Origin of the sequence: Curtanaerobium respiraculi (assembly GCF_024609215.1) — a bacterium.
Classification (GTDB): Bacteria; Actinomycetota; Coriobacteriia; order Coriobacteriales; family Eggerthellaceae; genus Curtanaerobium; species Curtanaerobium respiraculi.
Window position 1 is genome coordinate 26,511 of record NZ_JANIPD030000002.1, and the last position, 19,492, is coordinate 46,002.

General features: G+C 62.7%; 27 protein-coding genes and 1 tRNA gene. 26 read left to right on the forward strand and 2 right to left on the reverse strand.

Translation table 11 applies throughout. The features are described 5' to 3' along the window. The first annotated feature begins 111 nt into the window (after positions 1-111). From rplB to secY, 18 genes are all read left to right on the forward strand, one after another. Positions 112-942 carry a 50S ribosomal protein L2 gene (gene rplB / locus NOV21_RS02260; protein ID WP_283171216.1) on the forward strand — a complete coding sequence of 277 codons (831 nt, stop codon included), beginning with the start codon at positions 112-114 and terminating at the stop codon, positions 940-942. A gap of 18 nt (positions 943-960) precedes the next feature. Further along, positions 961-1,221 carry a 30S ribosomal protein S19 gene (gene rpsS / locus NOV21_RS02265; RefSeq protein ID WP_283171215.1) on the forward strand — a complete coding sequence of 87 codons (261 nt, stop codon included), beginning with the start codon at positions 961-963 and terminating at the stop codon, positions 1,219-1,221. Between the two features lie 17 nt (positions 1,222-1,238). Then, complete coding sequence (gene rplV, locus NOV21_RS02270) at positions 1,239-1,580, forward strand: 50S ribosomal protein L22 (RefSeq protein ID WP_283171214.1); 342 nt, start codon at positions 1,239-1,241, stop codon at positions 1,578-1,580. 3 nt (positions 1,581-1,583) lie between these two features. Continuing rightward, positions 1,584-2,306: a 30S ribosomal protein S3 gene (gene rpsC / locus NOV21_RS02275; protein WP_283171213.1), complete on the forward strand. Its 723-nt coding sequence runs from the start codon at positions 1,584-1,586 to the stop codon at positions 2,304-2,306. After that, positions 2,306-2,728 (forward strand): 50S ribosomal protein L16, encoded by a 423-nt coding sequence (gene rplP / locus NOV21_RS02280; protein ID WP_283171212.1) that lies wholly within the window; start codon positions 2,306-2,308, stop codon positions 2,726-2,728. The genes rpsC and rplP overlap by 1 nt, the downstream gene beginning before the upstream one ends. Continuing rightward, a complete protein-coding gene (rpmC, locus tag NOV21_RS02285) occupies positions 2,728-2,925 on the forward strand; it encodes a 50S ribosomal protein L29 (protein WP_283171211.1) in 198 nt (65 codons plus the stop codon). Before rplP ends, rpmC begins: the two co-directional genes overlap by 1 nt. 29 nt (positions 2,926-2,954) lie before the next feature. Continuing rightward, positions 2,955-3,215, forward strand: a complete 261-nt coding sequence (gene rpsQ, locus NOV21_RS02290) for a 30S ribosomal protein S17 (protein ID WP_283171210.1) — start codon at positions 2,955-2,957, stop codon at positions 3,213-3,215. Between the two features lie 42 nt (positions 3,216-3,257). After that, positions 3,258-3,626, forward strand: coding sequence for a 50S ribosomal protein L14 (gene rplN / locus NOV21_RS02295; RefSeq protein WP_283171209.1), 369 nt, complete (start codon positions 3,258-3,260; stop codon positions 3,624-3,626). A 12-nt stretch (positions 3,627-3,638) separates the two neighbouring features. After that, positions 3,639-3,947, forward strand: coding sequence for a 50S ribosomal protein L24 (gene rplX, locus NOV21_RS02300; protein WP_283171208.1), 309 nt, complete (start codon positions 3,639-3,641; stop codon positions 3,945-3,947). Positions 3,948-4,064: 117 nt separating this feature from the next. Further along, a complete protein-coding gene (rplE, locus tag NOV21_RS02305) occupies positions 4,065-4,607 on the forward strand; it encodes a 50S ribosomal protein L5 (RefSeq protein ID WP_283171207.1) in 543 nt (180 codons plus the stop codon). Positions 4,608-4,649: 42 nt separating this feature from the next. Then, complete coding sequence (locus NOV21_RS02310) at positions 4,650-4,835, forward strand: type Z 30S ribosomal protein S14 (RefSeq protein ID WP_066663243.1); 186 nt, start codon at positions 4,650-4,652, stop codon at positions 4,833-4,835. 101 nt (positions 4,836-4,936) lie between these two features. Then, a complete protein-coding gene (rpsH, locus tag NOV21_RS02315; RefSeq protein WP_283171206.1) occupies positions 4,937-5,335 on the forward strand; it encodes a 30S ribosomal protein S8 in 399 nt (132 codons plus the stop codon). Positions 5,336-5,353: 18 nt separating this feature from the next. Then, on the forward strand, positions 5,354-5,896 hold the full coding sequence (gene rplF / locus NOV21_RS02320) for a 50S ribosomal protein L6 (protein WP_283171205.1): 543 nt from the start codon (positions 5,354-5,356) through the stop codon (positions 5,894-5,896). Positions 5,897-5,919: 23 nt separating this feature from the next. Further along, a complete protein-coding gene (gene rplR, locus NOV21_RS02325; protein WP_283171204.1) occupies positions 5,920-6,288 on the forward strand; it encodes a 50S ribosomal protein L18 in 369 nt (122 codons plus the stop codon). A gap of 12 nt (positions 6,289-6,300) precedes the next feature. Then, positions 6,301-6,828 carry a 30S ribosomal protein S5 gene (gene rpsE / locus NOV21_RS02330; RefSeq protein ID WP_283171203.1) on the forward strand — a complete coding sequence of 176 codons (528 nt, stop codon included), beginning with the start codon at positions 6,301-6,303 and terminating at the stop codon, positions 6,826-6,828. 2 nt (positions 6,829-6,830) lie between these two features. Then, positions 6,831-7,019: a 50S ribosomal protein L30 gene (rpmD, locus tag NOV21_RS02335; protein ID WP_283171243.1), complete on the forward strand. Its 189-nt coding sequence runs from the start codon at positions 6,831-6,833 to the stop codon at positions 7,017-7,019. Positions 7,020-7,130: 111 nt separating this feature from the next. Next, positions 7,131-7,580 (forward strand): 50S ribosomal protein L15, encoded by a 450-nt coding sequence (rplO, locus tag NOV21_RS02340; protein WP_283171202.1) that lies wholly within the window; start codon positions 7,131-7,133, stop codon positions 7,578-7,580. After that, entirely contained in the window at positions 7,574-8,857 is a 1,284-nt protein-coding gene (gene secY / locus NOV21_RS02345) for a preprotein translocase subunit SecY (RefSeq protein ID WP_283171201.1), read from the forward strand. Before rplO ends, secY begins: the two co-directional genes overlap by 7 nt. 85 nt (positions 8,858-8,942) lie before the next feature. Here secY and NOV21_RS02350 read toward each other — a convergent pair. Next, positions 8,943-9,016, reverse strand: a tRNA-Gln gene (locus NOV21_RS02350). An 86-nt stretch (positions 9,017-9,102) separates the two neighbouring features. Between NOV21_RS02350 and ybaK the strand changes: the two genes are divergently transcribed. Then, complete coding sequence (gene ybaK, locus NOV21_RS02355) at positions 9,103-9,558, forward strand: Cys-tRNA(Pro) deacylase (RefSeq protein ID WP_283171752.1); 456 nt, start codon at positions 9,103-9,105, stop codon at positions 9,556-9,558. Positions 9,559-9,565: 7 nt separating this feature from the next. Next, a complete protein-coding gene (gene map / locus NOV21_RS02360) occupies positions 9,566-10,351 on the forward strand; it encodes a type I methionyl aminopeptidase (RefSeq protein WP_283171199.1) in 786 nt (261 codons plus the stop codon). A gap of 129 nt (positions 10,352-10,480) precedes the next feature. Here the strand turns inward: map and murJ are convergent, their stop codons facing one another. Beyond that, the gene (murJ, locus tag NOV21_RS02365) at positions 10,481-12,055 is read right to left on the reverse strand and encodes a murein biosynthesis integral membrane protein MurJ (protein ID WP_283171198.1); all 1,575 of its coding nucleotides are present in this window, start codon (positions 12,053-12,055) and stop codon (positions 10,481-10,483) included. A gap of 159 nt (positions 12,056-12,214) precedes the next feature. On the opposite strand from murJ, the gene NOV21_RS02370 reads away from it, so the two are divergent. The 6 genes from NOV21_RS02370 to hemA all read left to right on the forward strand — a co-directional run bounded on the left by NOV21_RS02370 (position 12,215) and on the right by hemA (position 19,492). Beyond that, positions 12,215-13,072 carry an NAD(+)/NADH kinase gene (locus tag NOV21_RS02370; RefSeq protein WP_283171197.1) on the forward strand — a complete coding sequence of 286 codons (858 nt, stop codon included), beginning with the start codon at positions 12,215-12,217 and terminating at the stop codon, positions 13,070-13,072. Positions 13,073-13,335: 263 nt separating this feature from the next. Next, a complete protein-coding gene (locus NOV21_RS02375; protein WP_283171196.1) occupies positions 13,336-14,646 on the forward strand; it encodes a glycosyltransferase family 2 protein in 1,311 nt (436 codons plus the stop codon). A 503-nt stretch (positions 14,647-15,149) separates the two neighbouring features. Then, entirely contained in the window at positions 15,150-15,851 is a 702-nt protein-coding gene (locus tag NOV21_RS02380) for a ComF family protein (protein WP_283171242.1), read from the forward strand. Positions 15,852-16,218: 367 nt separating this feature from the next. After that, positions 16,219-17,094, forward strand: a complete 876-nt coding sequence (locus NOV21_RS02385; protein WP_283171195.1) for a substrate-binding periplasmic protein — start codon at positions 16,219-16,221, stop codon at positions 17,092-17,094. A 192-nt stretch (positions 17,095-17,286) separates the two neighbouring features. After that, positions 17,287-17,964, forward strand: a complete 678-nt coding sequence (locus NOV21_RS02390) for a precorrin-2 dehydrogenase/sirohydrochlorin ferrochelatase family protein (RefSeq protein WP_283171194.1) — start codon at positions 17,287-17,289, stop codon at positions 17,962-17,964. A 1-nt stretch (position 17,965) separates the two neighbouring features. Next, complete coding sequence (gene hemA, locus NOV21_RS02395) at positions 17,966-19,492, forward strand: glutamyl-tRNA reductase (RefSeq protein WP_283171193.1); 1,527 nt, start codon at positions 17,966-17,968, stop codon at positions 19,490-19,492.

Below are 19,492 nucleotides of genomic sequence, written 5' to 3' on the forward strand. Positions count from 1 at the left end.
GGAGTGGATGGACACACCCGGACGCGTGGTTAAACCGGAGTCGTGCAGCGCAGTTCCCCATTCTGCGTGTTGGCGGCAATCGGAGAACCACGGAGATAGAAAGGAATACGAATGGGAGTCAAGCAATTCAAGCCGACCAGTCCCGGTAGGCGCTTCCAGACGGTCTCCGACTTCGCGGAGATCACGACGGACAAGCCGGAAAAAAGCCTGCTGCGCCCGCTGCCGAAGAAGGCCGGTCGTAACAACTACGGTCGCATCACCACCCGTCATCAGGGTGGCGGCCACAAACGCCGTTACCGCATGATCGACTTCAAGCGCAACAAGGACGGCGTGCCCGCCAAGGTCACCACGATCGAGTACGATCCCAACCGCAGCGCCCGCATCGCGCTGCTCCACTACGTGGACGGCGAGAAGCGCTACATCCTGCACCCGAAGGGCCTCATGGTGGGCGACATGATCGTCAGCGGCCCCGAAGCGGACATCAAGCCCGGCAACGCCATGCCGCTGTCCGCGATCCCCGTGGGCACCTTGGTCCACGCGGTCGAGCTGCAGCCCGGCAAGGGCGCCGCGCTCGCCCGCAGCGCCGGCACCAGCATCCAGCTGATGGGCAAGGAAGGCAACTACGCCATCCTGCGCATGCCCTCCAGCGAGATGCGCCGCGTGCTGCTCACCTGCCGCGCCACCATCGGCGAGGTCGGCAACGCAGAGCATGGCAACATCAAGATCGGCAAAGCCGGCCGCGCGCGCTGGATGGGCGTCCGTCCCACCGTCCGCGGCACCGTCATGAACCCCGTCGACCACCCGCACGGCGGCGGCGAGGGCAAGAACAAGACCGCCGGCCGTCATCCTGTTTCTCCGTGGGGCGTTCCCACCAAAGGCCATCGTACTCGCAACCCGAAGAAGGCGTCGAGCCGCCTGATCATCCGCCGTCGCAAGAAGTAGAGCTAGCTAGGAGATACTGTGAGCAGAAGTATGAAAAAAGGCCCCTTTGTGGAGCCGCGTCTCTTGAGCCGCATCGATGCGATGAACGCTGCAGGCACGAAGGACGTCATCAAGACATGGTCTCGTTCGAGCACCATCTTCCCGGAAATGGTGGGCCACACCATCGCCGTGCACGATGGCCGCAAGCACGTGCCCGTATACGTAACCGAATCCATGGTCGGACACAAGCTGGGCGAGTTCGCGCCCACGCGCACGTTCCGCGGCCATGCGGCCAAATAGGCAGGGGAAGGTAGAACATGGAAGCAAAAGCAATTGCTCGCTACGTGCGCGTCTCGCCCCGCAAGGCACGCATCGTCGTAGACCAGATCCGCGGCAAGTCCGTCGTGCAAGCGCGCGAGATTCTCGCATTCACCAACCGTGCGATCGCGGAGACCGTCGAGAAGACGCTCAACTCCGCCGTTGCGAACGCCGAGAGCAAAGACGGTGCCAACGCGAACCAGCTGTTCGTGAAGGCCTGCTTCGTTGACGAGGGCCCCACGATGAAGCGCATCCGTCCCCGCGCCAAAGGCTCGGCATCGCGCATCCGCAAGCGCATGAGCCACATCACCATCATCGTTTCCACCCGAGAGGAGGCATAGAGCATGGGTCAGAAAGTAAGCCCCACCGGCTTCCGCATCGGCGTGATCGAAGACTGGCGCAGCCGCTGGTATGCAGATAAGAACTACGCGGAATCGCTGGAGAACGACATCGCGATCCGCAAGTTCCTGGACAAGCAGCTTGCCCGTGCGGCGGTTTCCAAGGTGGAAATCGAACGTGCCGGCGACAAGATCAAGATCATCATCACCACTGCCCGCCCCGGTGTCGTCATCGGCAAGAAGGGCGCCGAGATCGACGCCCTGCGCAAAAAGCTGGGCAAGGTCGCCAACGGCCCGGTCAACGTCGAGGTGGTCGAGGTCAAGCGCCCCGAGCTCGACGCTGTCCTGATCGCGCAGTCCGTCGCCGAGCAGCTGGAAGGCCGCGTCGCCTTCCGCCGCGCCATGCGCAAGGCGGTCCAGTCCGCCCGCAAGAGCGGTGCCAAGGGTATCCGCATCCAGTGCGCCGGCCGCCTGGGCGGCGCCGAGATGAGCCGTCGCGAATGGTACCGCGAGGGCCGCGTGCCCCTGCACACCCTGCGTGCCAAGATCGACTACGGTTTCTGCACCGCCCACACCCAGATGGGTTCCATCGGCGTGCAGGTATGGGTCTACCACGGCGAGGTCATGCCGGGCCAGAAGGCCCCGCAGCCTGCTCTCGAGGGCACGAGCTCTCGTCCCGGCCGCCGTCGCGGCGACCGCAATGATCGCAACGAGAGGGGGAACCGTTAATGCTGATACCCAAGCGTGTCAAGCACCGCAAGGTGCAGCGTGGTTCCATGAAGGGCAACGCCAAGGGCGGCACCCGTCTGAACCACGGCGAGTACGGCATCCAGGCCCTTGAGCGCCATTGGATCACGAACCGTCAGATCGAGGCGGCCCGTGTCGCCATGACGCGTGAGATGAAGCGCGGCGGCCATGTCTGGATCACCATCTTCCCCGATAAGCCCATCTCCAAGAAGCCCGCTGAAACCCGCATGGGCAAGGGCAAGGGCGCCCCGGAGGAGTGGGTGGCCGTGGTCAAGCCCGGTCGGATCATGTTCGAAATCGGCGGAACCGACGAAGCGACCGCCAAGGAAGCTCTGCGTTTGGCCATCAACAAGCTTCCCATCAAGTGCAAGATCGTATCGCGCGAGACGGAGGGCCGGGAATAATGAAGGCAGCAGAGATTCGTGAACTTTCGGCTGACGATTTGCAGTCGAAACTGAAGGAGGCGCGCGAAGAACTCTTCAATCTGCGCTTCCAGATGGCGACGAGCCAGCTTGACAACACGGCTCGCGTCAAACAGGTGAAGAAGGATATCGCCCGCATCTTGACCGAGATGCGCGCCCGCGAGCTTTCCGCCTCATAGGTAAAGCGAACTGAAAGGAATCGGAGAGAATGACTGAAGAGCGTAACTCTCGCAAGGTTCGCCAGGGCACCGTGGTAAGCACCGCTGGCGACAAGAGCATCGTGGTCGAGATCACCGACCGCAAGCCGCATCCCGTATACGGGAAGATGATGACCACGACGAAGAAGCTCCATGCGCATGACGAGAACAACGAGTGCGGCAGGGGCGATATCGTCCGCGTCATGGAAACCCGTCCGCTGTCCAAGACCAAGCGCTGGCGCTTGATCGAAATCGTCGAGAAGGCCAAGTAGAGCGCGCACGCGCCCTACTCAATCACGAAAGGTTGGTTTGAAATGATTCAGATGCAAACCATGCTCGCGGTGGCCGACAACTCCGGCGCTCGCAAGGTGCAGTGCATCAAGGTCCTGGGAGGCAGCAAGCGCCGCTATGCCGGCGTCGGCGACGTGATCATCTGCGCCGTCAAGGAAGCCCTGCCCAACGGCCAGGTCAAGAAGGGCGAAGTCGTGCGCTGCGTCATCGTCCGCCAGAAGAAGGAAATGCGCCGCTCCGACGGCAGCTACATCAAATTCGACCAGAACGCCTGCGTTCTCATCGATGCTTCCGGCGCCCCCCGCGGCACGCGCATCTTCGGGCCCGTCGCCCGCGAGCTACGCGATAAGAAGTACATGAAGATCGTGTCCCTGGCACCCGAGACGCTGTAGGGGAGGGATAGCATGAAGATCAAGAAGAACGACAAGGTGCAGGTTCTCGCCGGCAAGGACAAGGGGGCCCAGGGCACCGTCATCCGCTCGTTGCCGCGCAAGGAACGCGTCGTCGTGGAGAAGGTGAACATGATCACCAAGGCCCAGCGCCCCACGCAGGCGAACCCGCAGGGCGGCCTCACCCACAAGGAGGCCCCCATCCACGTGAGCAACGTCGCGCTGGTTTGCCCCAAATGCGGCCAGCCCACGCGCGTCGCGATCAAACGCGTAGATGGTAAGAAGATTCGCGTTTGCAAGAAATGCGGCGCCGATATCGATTAAATTGATACGGTTTGCGAGACCTGCCCGCCTGGGCAGGTTTTTGCCATGACCCTGGCAAAATGCCAGGGACGCAGGGTCGGTAATCCTGTGTTCAAATCATCGGAAAGGGTACAGACAATGGCTCCTCGTTTGAAGGAAAAGTACATCAGCGAGATTGCTCCGCAACTCGAGAAGGATCTGGGCATCACCAACGTGAACCAGATCCCCAAGATCGAGAAGATCGTCGTGAACATGGGCGTCGGCGAGGCCGCCGGCGACTCCAAGCTCATCGAGGGCGCTATCGCCGACATGCGCACCATCACCGGCCAGCAGCCCAAGATCTGCCGCGCGCGCAAGTCCATCGCCAACTTCCACCTGCGCGAAGGCCAGGCGATCGGCTGCAAGGTGACGCTGCGCGGCGATCGCATGTGGGAGTTCATGGACCGCCTGCTCGCCACCGCTCTTCCCCGTGTCCGCGACTTCCGCGGCATCTCCCCGAAGAGCTTCGACGGCCGCGGCAACTACACGCTGGGCGTCACCGAGCAGCTGATCTTCCCCGAGATCGAGTACGACAAGATCGACCGTACCCGTGGTATGGATATCACCTTCGTCACCACCGCTGAAGATGACGCGACCTCGAAGGCGCTTCTGGACGCCCTCGGGTTCCCGTTCAAGGATTAAGCAACTGCACTCAATCGAGTGAAGCAAAGAAAGAAGGAATTAATGGCTAAGAAATCGATGATCGCCAAAGCGAAGCGCGAGCCGAAATTCTCGACTCGTCAGCACAATCGCTGCAGCCGTTGCGGGCGTCCTCGCGCGTACTACCGCAAGTTCGGCCTGTGCCGCGTGTGCCTGCGCGAGCTCGCTAACAAGGGCGAACTTCCCGGCGTAACGAAATCTTCCTGGTAAGACAAGATTCATCACGCAGGGTGTGCCGAGGATAGCAGGCGTGCGGGCTACGGGTTCGCACGAACCGGATCTCCGGCTCATCACGGACCAAAGGAGTAACAATGAGCATGAACGACCCCATCGCGGATATGCTTACGCGTGTGCGTAACGCCAATTCCGCGGGCCACGATACGGTGTCGATGCCCTCCAGCAAGAAACTGGTGGAAATCGCGCGCATCATGCAGGAAGAGGGCTACATCGCCGGCTACGAGATCGAGCCGAGCAACCCCCGCGACACGCTTGAGATCACGCTGAAGTACGGCGTCAAGAAGGCCCGCACCATCCGCGGCATCAAGCGCATCAGCAAGCCCGGCCTGCGCATCTACGCCGGCAAAGACGAGCTGCCCCGCGTCTTGGGCGGCCTGGGCACGGCCATCATCTCGACGAGCCAAGGCGTCATGGCCGACCGCGATGCCCGCAAGAAGGGCATCGGCGGCGAAGTCATCGCGTACGTGTGGTAGAAGGGAGATAGGATAGATATGTCTCGTATCGGTAAACAACCTGTCGCCATTCCCGCGGACGTCGAAGTCAAGATCGACGGTCATACCGTCACCGTGAAGGGCAAGCAGGGCGAGCTCACCCGTGCCTTCAACCCCATGATGTCCATCAAGCAGGACGGCGACGCCATCGTCGTCGAGCGCCCCGATGACAGCCGCGAGGCAAAGAGCCTCCACGGCCTCACCCGCACGCTCGTCCACAACATGATGGTCGGCGTGTCCGAGGGATTCTCCAAGAAGCTCCAGCTGGTGGGCGTCGGCTACCGTGCTGCGCTCAAGGGCAAGGACCTCGAGCTGCAGCTCGGCTATTCCCACCCCGTGATCATCGCACCCCCCGCCGGCATCACCTTCGAGGTGCCCACCGCGACCGAGATCGTCGTCAAGGGCCCCAGCAAGGAGGAAGTCGGGCAGGTTGCAGCCAACGTCCGCGCATGGCGCAAGCCCGAGCCCTACAAGGGCAAGGGCATTCGCTACGACGGCGAATACGTGCGCCGCAAGCTCGGCAAAGCCGCCAAGTCCGAGTAGTGAAGGCGAAGGGATTTTACGTTATGAACAAGCTTCAGAAAAAGCAAGCAGGCCTGGCTCGTCGCCATCGTCGCGTTCGCGGCAAGGTCAGCGGCACGTCCGAGCGTCCGCGTCTGTGCGTGACGCGCAGCAATTCCAACATGTATGCTCAGGTTATCGACGATGTCGCGGGCAAGACCCTGTGCGGCGTCTCCACCCTCGGTCCCGACTTCAAGGCAACCGGCAAGAGCGGTGCGACCGTCGAGGGCGCTTCCGCGCTTGGCGAGATCATCGGCAAGAAGGCCTTGGAAGCCGGCATCACCGCCGTCGTGTTCGACCGCGGCGGAAATCTGTACCACGGGCGCATCAAGGCTGTTGCCGAAAGTGCGCGCGAAGCTGGCCTGAAATTCTAAGGGAGGGTTTGAATGCCTCGTAAGCAAGAACATCAGTCCGACGTGCCCGAGCTTCAGGAACGCGTCGTCTACATCAACCGCGTGTCGAAGGTCGTCAAAGGCGGCCGTCGTTTCGGCCTCACCGCCTTGGTGGTCGTCGGCGATGGCAACGGCAAGGTCGGCGTGGGCATGGGCAAGTCCCAGGAAGTGCCCATCGCCATCAAGAAGGGCGTGGAGGACGCGAAGAAGAACATGTTCACCGTTCCTCTGACCCCGGAGGGAACGCTCCCCCATGAGATCGAAGGCGTCTACGGCGCCGGTCGCGTGCTCATCAAGCCGGCTAGCCCCGGCACCGGCGTTATCGCCGGCGGCGCAGCACGTGCCGTCATGGAGCTGGCGGGGGTCAAGGACGTGTTCGCCAAGTCCCTGGGCACCGACAACGTCATGAACGTCGTCAAGGCGACGGCTGCCGGCCTGCAGGAGATGCAGAGCCCCGAAGCCGTATCAGAGCGCCGCGGCCTTTCCGTCGCGAAGATCTACGGCTGGAAGGAACGTGATTAATGATGGCAGAAGCTAAGACCCTGCACGTGAAGCAGGTCCGCAGCGCCAACGGAACGCCGGAAACCCAGCGCCGCACGCTGCGCGCGCTCGGCCTGGGGCGCATCGGCAAGGAGCGCGACCTCGTGGACAACGAGAGCGTCCGCGGCCAGATCTTCAAAGTGAAGCACCTGGTCGAGGTCACCGAGAGGTAATTTTGATGGCGGAGCGCGCGAGCGCTTCGCCATCGTTTTGGAAGTTGGCCGGCGGCGAGCTGCCGGCAGCGGGAAGGAATTTCCCGCAAGCGAAAACAAAGGAGAACCACCATGGAACTCAAGGACTTGAAGCCCGCCGAGGGCTCCCGTCAGAATCGGAAGCGCAAGGGCCGCGGCCCCGCATCCGGCAACGGCAAAACCGCCGGCCGCGGCATGAACGGCCAGCTGTCCCGCGCGGGCGGCGGCAAGCGCGCCGGCTTCGAGGGCGGCCAGACCCCGCTGGCGCGCCGTCTTCCGAAGCTTCCCGGCTTCACCAACATCAACCGTGTGGAGTACCTCCCGGTCAACGTGTCCCGCCTCGAGGAGAAGTTCGAGTCCGGCGAGGTCGTCGACGGTGCGAGCCTGAAGGCCAAGGGCATCATCAAGCATGATGACGCCCTGGTGAAGGTCCTGGGCGACGGCGAGCTGACCAAGGCGCTGACCGTCAAGGTCGACAAGGTTTCCGCCACTGCGGCCCAGAAGATCGAGGCCGCCGGAGGAAAGGTAGAACTGCCTTGCTAAGATCCATCGTCGAAGCTTTCAAGGTCAAGGAGCTGCGGAACAAGATCCTGTTCACGCTGGCCATCCTCGCCCTGTATCGCTTGGGATCTTTCATTCCAGTGCCCGGCATCCCGTTCAAGGCGTTCGCTGACGCCTATTCGGAAGCCGGCGGCGCTGCGATGACGATGATCGATGTCTTCAGCGGCGGCGCGCTCTCGAATTTCAGCGTCTTCGCCCTGGGCATCATGCCCTATATCACCGCATCGATCATCATGCAGCTGATGCAGAGCGTCATCCCCGCCGTGGGCCGCTGGGCGCGCGAGGGCGAAACCGGCCGCAAGAAGATAACGCAGACCACGCGTTGGCTGACGCTGGGCCTCGGCCTGATCAACGCCGTCGGCTACCTGCTGCTGTTCCAGTCCGACCGCTACGGGCTCACGTTCACCACCGAGATGCCCTATTGGCTGACGAGCGTCCTCGTCGTGTTCACGCTGGTTGCGGGCACCGCCTTCATCATGTGGATGGGCGAGCTCATCACCCAGCGCGGCGTCGGCAACGGCATGTCGCTGATCATCTTCACCAGCATCATCTCGCGGGTGCCCTCCGCGATTTTCTCGAGCGGCACCAGCACCGATGATGCGGGCATGAACATCGCGGTCACCCTGCTCATCCTCGCGGTCATTGTGGCATGCATCCCGGCGATCATCTTCATGGAACGCGCGCAGCGGCGCATCCCCGTCAGCTACGCCAAGCGCGTGCAGGGGCGCAAGATGATGGGTGGCCAGTCCACCTACATCCCCCTGAAGGTGAATGCCGCGGGCGTCATCCCCATCATCTTCGCAAGCTGTCTGATCTACTTCCCGGCGCAGATCGCCGCCCTGTTCAACGTGGGCTGGCTCGACGCGTTCGCAAACGCGATCAGCTCCGGCTGGCTGAACTGGATCCTGACGTTCGGCTTGATCATCTTCTTCGCGTATTTCTACACGTCGATGGTGTTCAATCCCCAGGAGCTTTCCGACAACCTGCAGAAGCAGGGCGGGTTCGTGCCCGGGATCCGTCCCGGCACGGCGACGGTCAACTACATCAAGAACGTGATCAACCATGTGACGCTGCCGGGTGCGATGTACATCGGCGCGGTGGCGGTGGTGCCGTCGATCCTGTTCGCCTTCACGAACAACTACCTGATCCAGGCGTTCGGGGGCACGTCCATCCTCATCATGATCGGCGTTGCGCTCGATACCATGAGCAAGGTGGAAAGCCAGCTGAAGATGTACAACTACGACGGCTTCTTCAAGTAGGCGCAGTCGCAAGGCGGCATGCGGATTCCCAAACGTACGCATGAAAGGGGGCAGCGGAAAATCCGCCGCCCCCTTCGACGTTCCGTGGCTGGGCCAGCAGGATTCGAACCTACATAGCTGGTACCAAAAACCAGAGTCCTGCCGTTGGACGATGGCCCAGTGCGTTGCACGAGTCTATCGTGGTGGGCGGGATCCGTCAATTGGGCTAAACTGGTTCCATGGCTAAGATTCACAAGACAAATGCGATGCGAGAACTGGAATCCGCAGACGTTCCGTACCGCAGCGCAGCCTACGAGGTGGACGAGCGCGACCTTTCGGGGATGCATGTGGCGCTGCAGCTCGGGCAAGACCCCAACATGCTTTTCAAGACGTTGGTGCTCAGCGGCGAGCGCACCGGTTACCTGGTTTGCTGCATACCTACGAACGCCGACCTCGACTTGAAGAAGGCCGCACGCGCCGCTGGCGACAAGAAAGTCGAGATGCTCCCCCTGAGGAAGCTGACCGCCGTAACCGGGTACGTGCGTGGCGGTTGCAGCCCCCTCGCGATGAAGAAGCGGTTCCCCACGTTCATCGATGAGACCGCTATCCTCTATGACGAGATATACGTGAGCGCGGGCGAACGTGGCGAGCAGATCATCGTGAACGGCGAGGCGCTTGCCGAGCTCATCGGCGCGCAGCTCGTCGATTTGATCGCCGAGTGAGGTTTCCATGATCGCATTGAAGACGCGGGCGGAGGTTGCCCAGATGAAGGAGGCAGGATGGCTGTCCGCCGCCGTGCTGCGCGAGGTGGGCATGCGCGTCGAGCCGGGCATCACCACGCTCGAACTCGACCGATTCGCGGAGAGGTTCATACGGGGCAACGGCGGCGTGCCCACCTTCAAAGGGTACGGGGGATTTCCCGGCAGCATCTGCGCTTCCGTGAACGAGCAGATCGTCCATGGGATCCCCAGTTCCCAGACCGTGCTCAAGGAGGGGGATATCGTCTCCATCGACGTGGGAGCCTCCGTCGGTTCATGGGCGGGGGATAATGCCTGGACGTTCCCCGTGGGGGAGGTGTCCCCGGAGGTGCAGCGGCTGCTCGATGTGACGGAGCAGAGCATGTGGGCCGCGATCGCGGCCGCCCGGGAGGGGCGCTGCATCGGGGATATCGGGCATGCCTGCCAGAGGGTCGCCGAAAGCGCGGGGTTTGGAGTTATCAGGGAATACACCGGGCACGGCATCGGCCACGACATGCACGAGAGCCCCCCGGTGCCGAATTTCGGGCACCGGCATTGGGGGAAGAAGCTGAAGGCCGGCATGGTGTTGGCGATCGAGCCGATGGTCGCGATGGGGACATGCTCGACCGTGCAAGGCGCCGACGGCTGGCTGGTCTGCACCGCCGACGGCAAACCCGCCGCGCATTTCGAGAAGACGGTCGCCATCACGCCCGACGGCCCCGAATTGATCAGCGTCGAACCGGGCTACAAGCGCCCGGTCACCGAGCCGAACGGGTAAGACGGACCGCCGGGCTGCCTTCGGATGAAATCCTAAATGCGATGGCGTTCAGAGTGAAAAGGCGGAGGCGCCGTCTTTGGAATGCGATGAAATCGGAATGCGGCGGGCCTCCGGGGCCACGTACGCTGTTTAGCGGCGGCGCAGGCGGGAGGCTATGCGGGCGAGGGTGGCGAATTCCCCGACATTGAACACCTTCGTCAAGCCGAAGGCGATGCCCAGCCCGACGATGCCGCAGATCGCGATCTCCACGACGGCGACGCCGATATGGCCGATTGCCGCTCCGATGGTCGCGGAGAGCAGGGGGTCGCCGGCGAGCAGGGCGATATCCGCCACGACGGCGACGGCGGTGGCCGCTACCGTGAGGAAGGCGGTGCGCCAGACGGCGTTGGCGCCGCCCTTGCCCACATAGTGCCGCAAGAGCACGATGCTGGCAGCGCATCGCAGCGTGTAGTAGATCATGTCGGACACCGGCACGCCGTAGAGCCCCAGCACGCCGGGCTGGCATAGCACCGCGTACAGGATGAGCTGGAGGACCACGATGGCGCAGTTGACGACCGCAAACGTCATGAGCTTGCGTAGGCTGGCGAATGCTTTGTACATGTACATGCCCACGGAGTAGATGGGCAGGCTCAGGACCCATACGCGCAGAAGGTTGGATACTTGCGTCACGTCTGAGCCGCCGAACGCGCCCGCGTGGAACAGCTGGAAAAGCGGCTCGGACAGGGCGAACAGCATGCCGGTGAGCGGGATGATGAGGAAGAGCGTGCCGGCGAGCCCGCGGTGCACGTGGTTGCGGAAGGATGCGATGTCGCCGCGGGCCACATCGTCGCTCATCTCGGTGAACATGGTGCTCGACAGCGAGACCGCGACGATGCCGTACGGCAGCTGATACCACATCCAGGCATATGCGAGGGCCGAGGGCCCGTTATCCGCCGCGGAGAGGCTGAAGGCGTTGCGGAACGTGTATGCGACCAGGTTCGCGACGATGTATATGAGGGAGGGGAGGGCGATCTTGATGGTCTCGATGATCGCCGGATCCTTCAGCTTCAGATACGGTTCCCATCGGTACCCGGTCTTGATCAAGGCAGGGATCTGGATGAGGAACTGCACGGCGACGCCCGCCGTGGTGCCGATGGCGAGCACGACGATGCCCAGCTCCTGGTCGGGGATGAGGGCGAAGGCGATGAACGCTGCGATGACGACGAAATTGTTGAGCGCCGGCGCGATGGAGGTGAGGAAGAACGAGCGCTCCGCGTTGAGCACGCCCGTGATCACGCCGCCTAGGCCGTAGAATACGATTTGGAACGCGAAAACCTGGAAGAACTGCACGGTGCGCCGATGGACTTCGGCGCCTTCGCCCACGGTGAACGTCTGCGTGGTGACCACCGCATCGGCGAATACGCACGAGAGGATCGAGAGCGCTCCCAGCAGTATGAGCGTGATGTTGAGGATATTCGACGTGTAGCGGTTGGCGCCGCGCTTGCCGTACCTCTCCTTCTCCAGTAGCAGCACGGGGAGGAACGCCGTCGCCAAAAAGCCACCGGCGACCAGGTCGTACAGCACGTTGGGGAGGTTGTTGGCGACCTGGTAGGCGCTGGTGAGCAGCGTGTTCCCTAGCGCGAAGGCCATCGCCCAGGTGCGCGCCAGGCCCGTGATGCGCGAGAGCAACGTGCCCACGGTCATCAGACCGGTGTTCTTCACCACGCTCGCATCTGTCGGGTGGGATGGATGTTGTTCCTCTTCAGGCATAAGGTGCATGGTAGCAGCGCGCGCCGCCCGGCACGGGCTGCTTTCGCGATGCCCCCACAATTTCCAATGCTGGTATACTTCTCGGATTGGACGGGGCCGAGGGAAGGGGCCGGTATGCGCATCGTGGTGGTCTATAACGCGTCGAACGCGATGGCGGTCGATTCCTCGATGCTGGTCTCCGCCTACTGCGCGTCGCAGGGGTTCGATTGCGTGCTCGTGTCCAGCCTGCAAGGCGGCCGCGAGCCGGTGCGCGGGTGCGATCTGGTGGTCGCCCTGGGCGGCGACGGTACCATGCTGCGCGCGGCGCATCTGGCGAGCGCCGAAGGCACCCCGATCCTGGGCATCAACTACGGTCATCTGGGCTTTCTGGCCAATCGCGTGGAGCAGGGCGTCATCGCGGCGATCGCGTCGGCGCTGTCGGGCGACATCGCCCGCGATGAGCGCGCGAACCTGCGGATCGACGTGCTCTGCGAAGGCGACGACGAGGATGCTTTCGAGGGCGCCGGGGCGGCGGGAGCGTGGCATCGTTCGTACTTCGCCCTGAACGAGGTCGCCATCGCGCGTGGGCCCGCAGGGCGCATCGTCCATTTCGAGATGTTTTTCAACGGATTCGAGATGGGACGGGTGAGGGGAGACGGGGTCGTCGTCTCCAGCGCAACGGGGTCGACCGCCTATGCCCTGTCGGCGGGTGGGCCGCTGGTTGCGCCGGGCTATAAGGGCCTCATCGTCGTGCCCATCGCGCCGCACTCGTTGATGTCGCGGGCGATTCTCACCGACCCCAACGACGTCGTCGAAGTCGCCATGGGCGATGATGACGGAGATAGGGAGGCGGTGCTGTTCGTGGACGGTCTTCTCGAGGATTTGGAGAACCCGGCCAAGCGCGTCCGGGTCGTCCGCGGCTCCGTTCCCACCACGCTGCTCCGATACAGCTCCGATGGCTTCTACGCTCATGCGGCGAGCGTGTTCTTCTAAAGGTTCGCCGCATTCCCCGACCCGAATATTGTGGAGAGGGTATGGGGTGGGTATGCACTGCACCTGGAATCACCCTGCTTGCGAGCCACGGTATGGTGAAAATCGATGAATGACGCCGCATGGGGCGCCGAATCCCTCTATACTTCATACGTTTGCGGTTTGGGATTCCCCACATGCGCGTCTTGGCGTTCCCGTGGAAGGAATGACCGCGGACACGCTCGGCGGCACGGCCGCCGGCGCTTCGGTCCGGCAAAGGAGGCAATGTGATAGACCTCATGTTCGCGCAGGTGTCGTTCGTCGACGTCTTCAACTTCTGCGTGTTCATCGTTTTCACGTGCTGCTACGCATATCAGCTGTTCTACGTGTTCGTCACGTTGACGCGCCGTCCGCCGAAGCACATCTCCCAAGTCGATCATAAGTTTGCGGTCCTCATCTCCGCGCGTAACGAAAGCGCCGTCATCGGGGACCTCATCCACAGCATCCGCGTGCAGAATTACCCGAGCGACAAGATCGACGTATTCGTCATCGCGGACAACTGCACGGACAACACCGCGGAGGTCGCGCGTTTGGCGGGGGCGAACGTGTTCGAGCGCGAGAACCTTCAGCAGAAGGGCAAGGGATACGCGCTCGATTACGGTTATAAGCGTATCCAGCAATATTACGGCGATGAAGGCTACGAGGCGTACTTCGTGTTCGATGCCGACAACGTGCTCGACGTCAACTATTTCCGCGAGATGAACAACACGTTCGATTCCGGTGCCATAGCAAGCACCAGCTACCGCAATTCGAAGAACTTCGCCAGCAACTGGATTTCCGCGGGCTACGGCGTGTGGTTCCTGCGCGAGGGGAAGTACATCAACCAGAGCCGCTTGACACTGCAGACCAGCTGCGCGGTGTCCGGGACGGGCTTCTTCATCCGCGCCGACGTGCTCGAGCGCGCAGGCGGTTGGAAATGGCATCTGCTGACGGAGGATATCGAGTTCTCCACGAGCACCATCTGCGACGGCGGGCGCATCGCCTATTGTCCCACGGCCGTGCTCTACGATGAGCAACCCACGACGTTCCGCGATTCGTGGAACCAGCGCGAACGTTGGGCGAAGGGTTTCTACCAGGTGTTCGGCAACTACGGTGCCGGGTTGGTGCGCGGCATCTTCAGGAACGGCAAGGGCCGCCGATTCGCCTGCTACGACATGCTGATGACCATCGCCCCCGGCATGCTGCTCACCATCGTCATGATCATCTTCAACGCAATCATCATCGCGCTGTCGTTCATGGGGCTCATGTCCACCGGCCAGATGATCGCATCCAGCCTGTCGTCGATTGTCTTCTGCTTGGCAAGCTACATGCTGTTCATGTTCCTGAACGGCGTCCTCACCATATTCACTGAATGGGACAACATCCACACCAGCACGGCCAAGAAGGTGCGCTATCTGTTCACCTTCCCGTTCTTCATGATCACCTACATCCCCATTGCGATCGCAGCGCTGTTCATGAAGCCCGAATGGAAGCCCATCAAGCACAGCGTCTCCGTGAACGTGAACGAGTTTTCGACCGCGCAGCTCCAGCAGCGCTAGCGCAGCGCTGGCGGATCCCGCTTCCATCGAACCGCCTCTGCCCCTTCATCTCGAGAGGCTTTTATCGCTGCATGCGCAGATTGGGTGACAGGCAACCGTATTGTTTGTCACATTTTGATGTGGACTCCGAAGAGCGGACATTCGACCCCCGCTGAATGACAGCGAGCTTCTCCCGGGTGACAGGCAACCGCGGGTGACAGGCAACCGTATTGTTTGTCACGCGATTCCGTGTGACAAACAATACGGTTGCCTGTCACCTGTCGCCTGTCCTTTTGTCGCAGAGTGCAGGATGCGGTCGGGGCGGGGATGTTCCGGTGATGCGGACGGGATCGGCGCGGGGTGCTTGCGCCCGGGGGCGGAGGCTTCTGGGGTGACGCCGCGGCGGTATCCTGTCTACAGGCGAAAGGGGGAGCTTGGATCAGGGGGATAGATTCAAGAGGGATGCAGGTTCCCCCGCCCTTTCGCCACTGCGGGACGAGGGAGCCGTCGCGTATGCGAAGGCGATGGCCCTCAGTTTTGCCGAGGTGCTCTGGCCGACGAGATGCGCGATATGCGACGCCCCGGGCGAAGTGCTCTGCGAACGGTGCAAAGGAGAGCTCGCTTTCGTGGACTACTGGAAATCCTGCCCGCGGTGCGGCGCTCCATGGGGGATGTACCAATGCACGGAATGCAACGCCCTGGTCCTGCAAGAGGCAGGCTACGTCCGCGTTCCCTACCGGGGATTGGCATGCGCGGTCCATTTCGACGACCGCAGCGCACAGGTGGTTCGCGTCTACAAGGATGCGGGGGAGCGGCGGCTTGCCGCGGATATCGCCTACTTCATCGCGAGTGCGATACCCCCGGGTTGGCTGGAGGGGGCCGCCATCACCTTCGTGCCTGCAACCCGCAAAGCGCACCGCAGACGCGGGTTCGACCATGCGGAGGAGATCGCCCGCCATACGGCCGGTTTGCTCAAGGCGCCCCTTGTTCAATTGCTCCTTCCCCCGGATGCCCATGACCAGCGCGCCCTTTCCCGCAAGGAGCGGTTCGCCAACCTGGGCGCGGCGGTCCGGGCACGGCGCGCCGTCCATCTAGCTCCGCCGCAGCGGGTCATCGTGGTGGACGATGTGGTCACGACGGGCGCGACGATATCGGCGGCCTCTCGGGCCCTGCTGGATGCGGGGGTCGGCTGCGTGTACGGAGCGGCCTTCGCACGCGTCTGCTAGCTTTTCCGCCGCCTTCCACCCCTTACTCTTCCACCGCTCACGCGGGTGGAAGGATTTATACGGCAATTCGGCAACGGTGCAGTTCCTTCTGATACAATCTCAAGAGTTTTTCGCGGGCTGTAGTTGCGAGATGCGCTCGTCGCATCTCAATTCCATGGCAGATGCGGCCGAAAGGATCCACGTAAGCGGGCAACCGTGAGCATGGCGCATTCTAGAGGTAAGTCGCACCGCCCGTTTACATCATGCGGCACGGTGCCGCGCGGGCGAGAGGGTGATGGTGCAAGCTCAGCCCCGGTGCGCGAGTGTGGGGGCAAAGACTAGGTCAGCCGCGAAACTACGACGGTGAGGGTCAAGGAGGATCTTGCTTATGAAGCGCCGGTTAATGGCAATTGCCGCTGCTGCGGCCATGTGCGTGATAGCGTTCGGCTTATGCGGCTGCCAGGTGCTGGCAAGCTCGTCTGCCTATTCGCCCGAAAAGAAGCAGGCGACGGTGTCATCTCCCGCTTTGGGCAAGGATGGCGTGCTCCGCGTCGGAGTCAACTCATCGAACGCGCCATTCTCCACCCAGGTTTCCGGCAGGCTCGTGGGAATCGACGTCGACATCGCCGCGGCGCTTGCGACCGAGATGGGGCTCGATCTCGAGCTGGTGGACGTGGGGAGTGATTCTCGAGGCGCCCTCACCGACGGAACGGTGGACGTGGTCATGAACATGAGCCAGTCCGACACCTCGGCCACCGCGTGGCTTTCCGATACGTACATCCCCACGGCCGTGGTCCTGTTCGCCCAGTCCGCGGACGCCGGCATGCCCATCTCCGATTCGAAGACCACCATCGAGGCCCAGGCCACGTCGTTGAGCTCCTGGGAGGCGACGAACCAGTTCACGGCTGCGACGGTGCAAAGCGTGTCCGATTTGAAGACGGCCTTCTCCGACCTCGAGTCCGGAAAGGTGAAGTACGTCGCCTCGGATGCCGTCATCGGCTCGTACGTCGCCCACACCTCGGGCTCGTCGGCGGTCATCGTCGGCTCCCTTCAGAAGGTCGGCGGCTACAGCATCGGCCTGTCCACTTCGAACGACCAGCTGAAGACGGCCGTTTCCAATGCTCTCGATACGATTTCGTCCAACGGCGTGATCGGCGTGATCGAAACCAAGTGGCTGGGCAAGGAGATTGACCTGTCCAACGTCGCCTTGTCGGTCGCGGCCCAGAAGGCCTCCGATTCCAAGACGACCGCCGCAGGCGCGTAAGCACGGGAGAGAGAGGACACGCCCATTCGGGCGTCTACCATCGGTGGGTTATCCCTTCTGCGCTGCTACCCCCCGTGGAGTATCGTAGTCTGTGCATCATTCGAAGCCCCTCCGGCAGGCGCGGGCGGACGGACGGCATACTCTACGCTCATGTTGCTTTTTGCAGCGCAGGAGGAAGAGCGGAGGAGCGCCATGCAAAGCAAGCGAGGGGAAGGCTCCCGCACGGGTGCGGGATATCCGATTTTTGTCGATTTGAACCAGCGCCGGGTCGTCGTCATAGGCGGCGGATCGGTCGCCGAACGCAAAATAGCCACGTTGCTCGAGTTCGGGGCGGACGTGCGCGTGGTGTCCCCCGAGGTCACCGATCCCATTGCCCGGCTCGCTGCGGAAGGCGGGATCGAGCTGCGAAAACGCGTGTACGAGCCCGGCGATCTGGAGGGCGCTTTCCTGGCCATATGCACGTGCGGCAAGCCCGAGGAGGATGCCCGCGTCCACGACGAGGCCCGTCGGCGGAATTGCCTGCTCAACGTTGCCGATGTTCCATCGGAGTGCGATTTCATCCTCCCGTCGTTCATGAGCCGCGGCAGGTTGCAGATCGCGGTGTCCACCAACGGGTCGGCTTGCACGGAGGCGAAGAACATCCGGCGCCACCTCGAGGAGGAGTACGATGAGAGCTGGGAGGCGTACCTCGACCTGCTCTATGAGATGCGCCAATTGGTGAAGCAGCGCATCGAAGGCCAAGAGGAGCATCGGAAGCCCATCTTCGAAGCCGCGACCCGCGTCGGATTCCGGCAGCGGTTGGCCGCAGGCGAGGATATCACGGCCGAAGACGCCTATGCTGAAGCGGTCCGCGCAGCTCGGGAGGATTAGCATGCAAGTGTATATGGTCGGCCTATCCCATAAGACCGCCGAAGTGGACGTGCGCGAGGCCGTGTCCATCACGCATGTGAGGTGCGAGAGCGCCGACCGCGTGCTCGCCCAGCAGCCCGCGATCCGCGGCGCCGTCATCCTGTCCACATGCAACCGGACTGAAATCTACGTCGATACCGACGATTCCCGTGCCGCCCACGAGCAGATCTGCGATTTCATCGCATCGTTCAACTCCATCGACCGCAGCGTGTTCGAAGGCCATCTGTACAAGCGCAACGGGTTCGAGGCGGTGCACCATCTGTTCAGCGTGGTATCCTCGCTGGAATCCATGGTGCTAGGCGAGCAGCAGATCACCGGGCAGGTGCGCGAGGCCTTCAAGAAGAGCATGCAGGCCGGTACCTGCACCATGGTCCTCGCGCGGCTGTTCCGCCAAGCGCTGTCCTGCGGCAAGCGCGTCCGAAACGAAACTGCGATCAGCGAGAACCACATCTCCCTGTCGACGGTCGCGATCGATGTCGCGCGCGATGAATTCGACATCTTCGACGATAAGACCGTCTTGGTCGTCGGATCGGGGGAGATGAGCGAGCTTGCGGCGCGTTACCTGCGCGAACTGGGCGTGCGATCCTTCATCGTCAGCAGCCGCACGTTCGCCCACGCCTGCACCCTCGCCCAGGAACTGGGCGGCGATGCGCAGCCGTACGAGAATCTTCCCGAGTTGCTGAGCCATGCGGATATCGTCATCTCGTCCACGGCGGCGCCCCGCACGATCATCGAACCCGCCATGCTGCAACGATGCAAGGAACATCTGCTCATCCTGGACATCGCGCTGCCCCGCGATGTCGATCCCGCCTGCGCCGGCGTTCCGGGCGTGACATTGTACGACCTCGACAACCTGGGTCGCATCATCAGCGAAAACCAGCGGAAGCGCCGCAAAGCCGCCGATGCCGCCCGCGCTATCGTCGAGAACGAGACCCGGAACTTCCTTTTGTGGGTCGCCGAGCATGCGGTGACGCCGACCATCAAACGGATGCGCGCGGATGCGGAAACCATGCGCGTGTCCGAGGTGGACCATCTGGTGCGCAAGCTCACGGTGGACCTGAGCGACGACGATCGCGCCTCCCTTGATGCGGCAACGCGCGCCATCGTGAAGAAGATGCTGCACGAGCCGACGGTGCGCATGAAGCAGAGCGCCGCGCACAATCGCGATTTCGAATGCGTCGAGGCGGTGCGCTACCTGTATGGCTATTCGAATCCTGGCGAGATGGTGGAGCATGCCGCTTCCATCTCGGATGACATGGCCGCGATCGGCGGCCCCCGCTCGCCGAAGGGCGGTATGCCGCCCCATCCGATTCCCCGCAATACCCATATCGCGGGACTGAACGGGAGCTTGAGCCGCAAGGACATGATCGCCATGTGCCGCCATATATTGGATTCGCTTGACGCCGAGGGCGGCATGCCGACCGACCGGATTCCCCTGGCGCGCGTGCAGGCGTACGCGCAGCAGGTTGCGAAGGCGAAGGAGGAATAG

What these genes read in the sequence shown, in the direction of transcription:
- rpsH (WP_283171206.1), top strand. Translation starts at nt 4,937, where the DNA reads ATGAGCATGAACGACCCCATCGCGGATATGCTTACGCGTGTGCGTAAC.
- NOV21_RS02370 (WP_283171197.1), top strand. Translation starts at nt 12,215, where the DNA reads ATGCGCATCGTGGTGGTCTATAACGCGTCGAACGCGATGGCGGTCGAT.
- rpmD (WP_283171243.1), top strand. Translation starts at nt 6,831, where the DNA reads ATGGCAGAAGCTAAGACCCTGCACGTGAAGCAGGTCCGCAGCGCCAAC.
- rplR (WP_283171204.1), top strand. Translation starts at nt 5,920, where the DNA reads ATGAACAAGCTTCAGAAAAAGCAAGCAGGCCTGGCTCGTCGCCATCGT.
- rplP (WP_283171212.1), top strand. Translation starts at nt 2,306, where the DNA reads ATGCTGATACCCAAGCGTGTCAAGCACCGCAAGGTGCAGCGTGGTTCC.
- rplE (WP_283171207.1), top strand. Translation starts at nt 4,065, where the DNA reads ATGGCTCCTCGTTTGAAGGAAAAGTACATCAGCGAGATTGCTCCGCAA.
- ybaK (WP_283171752.1), top strand. Translation starts at nt 9,103, where the DNA reads ATGCGAGAACTGGAATCCGCAGACGTTCCGTACCGCAGCGCAGCCTAC.
- rplO (WP_283171202.1), top strand. Translation starts at nt 7,131, where the DNA reads ATGGAACTCAAGGACTTGAAGCCCGCCGAGGGCTCCCGTCAGAATCGG.
- NOV21_RS02310 (WP_066663243.1), top strand. Translation starts at nt 4,650, where the DNA reads ATGGCTAAGAAATCGATGATCGCCAAAGCGAAGCGCGAGCCGAAATTC.
- rpsC (WP_283171213.1), top strand. Translation starts at nt 1,584, where the DNA reads ATGGGTCAGAAAGTAAGCCCCACCGGCTTCCGCATCGGCGTGATCGAA.
- NOV21_RS02390 (WP_283171194.1), top strand. Translation starts at nt 17,287, where the DNA reads ATGCAAAGCAAGCGAGGGGAAGGCTCCCGCACGGGTGCGGGATATCCG.
- rplX (WP_283171208.1), top strand. Translation starts at nt 3,639, where the DNA reads ATGAAGATCAAGAAGAACGACAAGGTGCAGGTTCTCGCCGGCAAGGAC.
- rplF (WP_283171205.1), top strand. Translation starts at nt 5,354, where the DNA reads ATGTCTCGTATCGGTAAACAACCTGTCGCCATTCCCGCGGACGTCGAA.
- NOV21_RS02385 (WP_283171195.1), top strand. Translation starts at nt 16,219, where the DNA reads ATGAAGCGCCGGTTAATGGCAATTGCCGCTGCTGCGGCCATGTGCGTG.
- NOV21_RS02380 (WP_283171242.1), top strand. Translation starts at nt 15,150, where the DNA reads ATGGCCCTCAGTTTTGCCGAGGTGCTCTGGCCGACGAGATGCGCGATA.
- rplV (WP_283171214.1), top strand. Translation starts at nt 1,239, where the DNA reads ATGGAAGCAAAAGCAATTGCTCGCTACGTGCGCGTCTCGCCCCGCAAG.
- rplB (WP_283171216.1), top strand. Translation starts at nt 112, where the DNA reads ATGGGAGTCAAGCAATTCAAGCCGACCAGTCCCGGTAGGCGCTTCCAG.
- rpsQ (WP_283171210.1), top strand. Translation starts at nt 2,955, where the DNA reads ATGACTGAAGAGCGTAACTCTCGCAAGGTTCGCCAGGGCACCGTGGTA.
- map (WP_283171199.1), top strand. Translation starts at nt 9,566, where the DNA reads ATGATCGCATTGAAGACGCGGGCGGAGGTTGCCCAGATGAAGGAGGCA.
- hemA (WP_283171193.1), top strand. Translation starts at nt 17,966, where the DNA reads ATGCAAGTGTATATGGTCGGCCTATCCCATAAGACCGCCGAAGTGGAC.
- rplN (WP_283171209.1), top strand. Translation starts at nt 3,258, where the DNA reads ATGATTCAGATGCAAACCATGCTCGCGGTGGCCGACAACTCCGGCGCT.
- rpmC (WP_283171211.1), top strand. Translation starts at nt 2,728, where the DNA reads ATGAAGGCAGCAGAGATTCGTGAACTTTCGGCTGACGATTTGCAGTCG.
- rpsE (WP_283171203.1), top strand. Translation starts at nt 6,301, where the DNA reads ATGCCTCGTAAGCAAGAACATCAGTCCGACGTGCCCGAGCTTCAGGAA.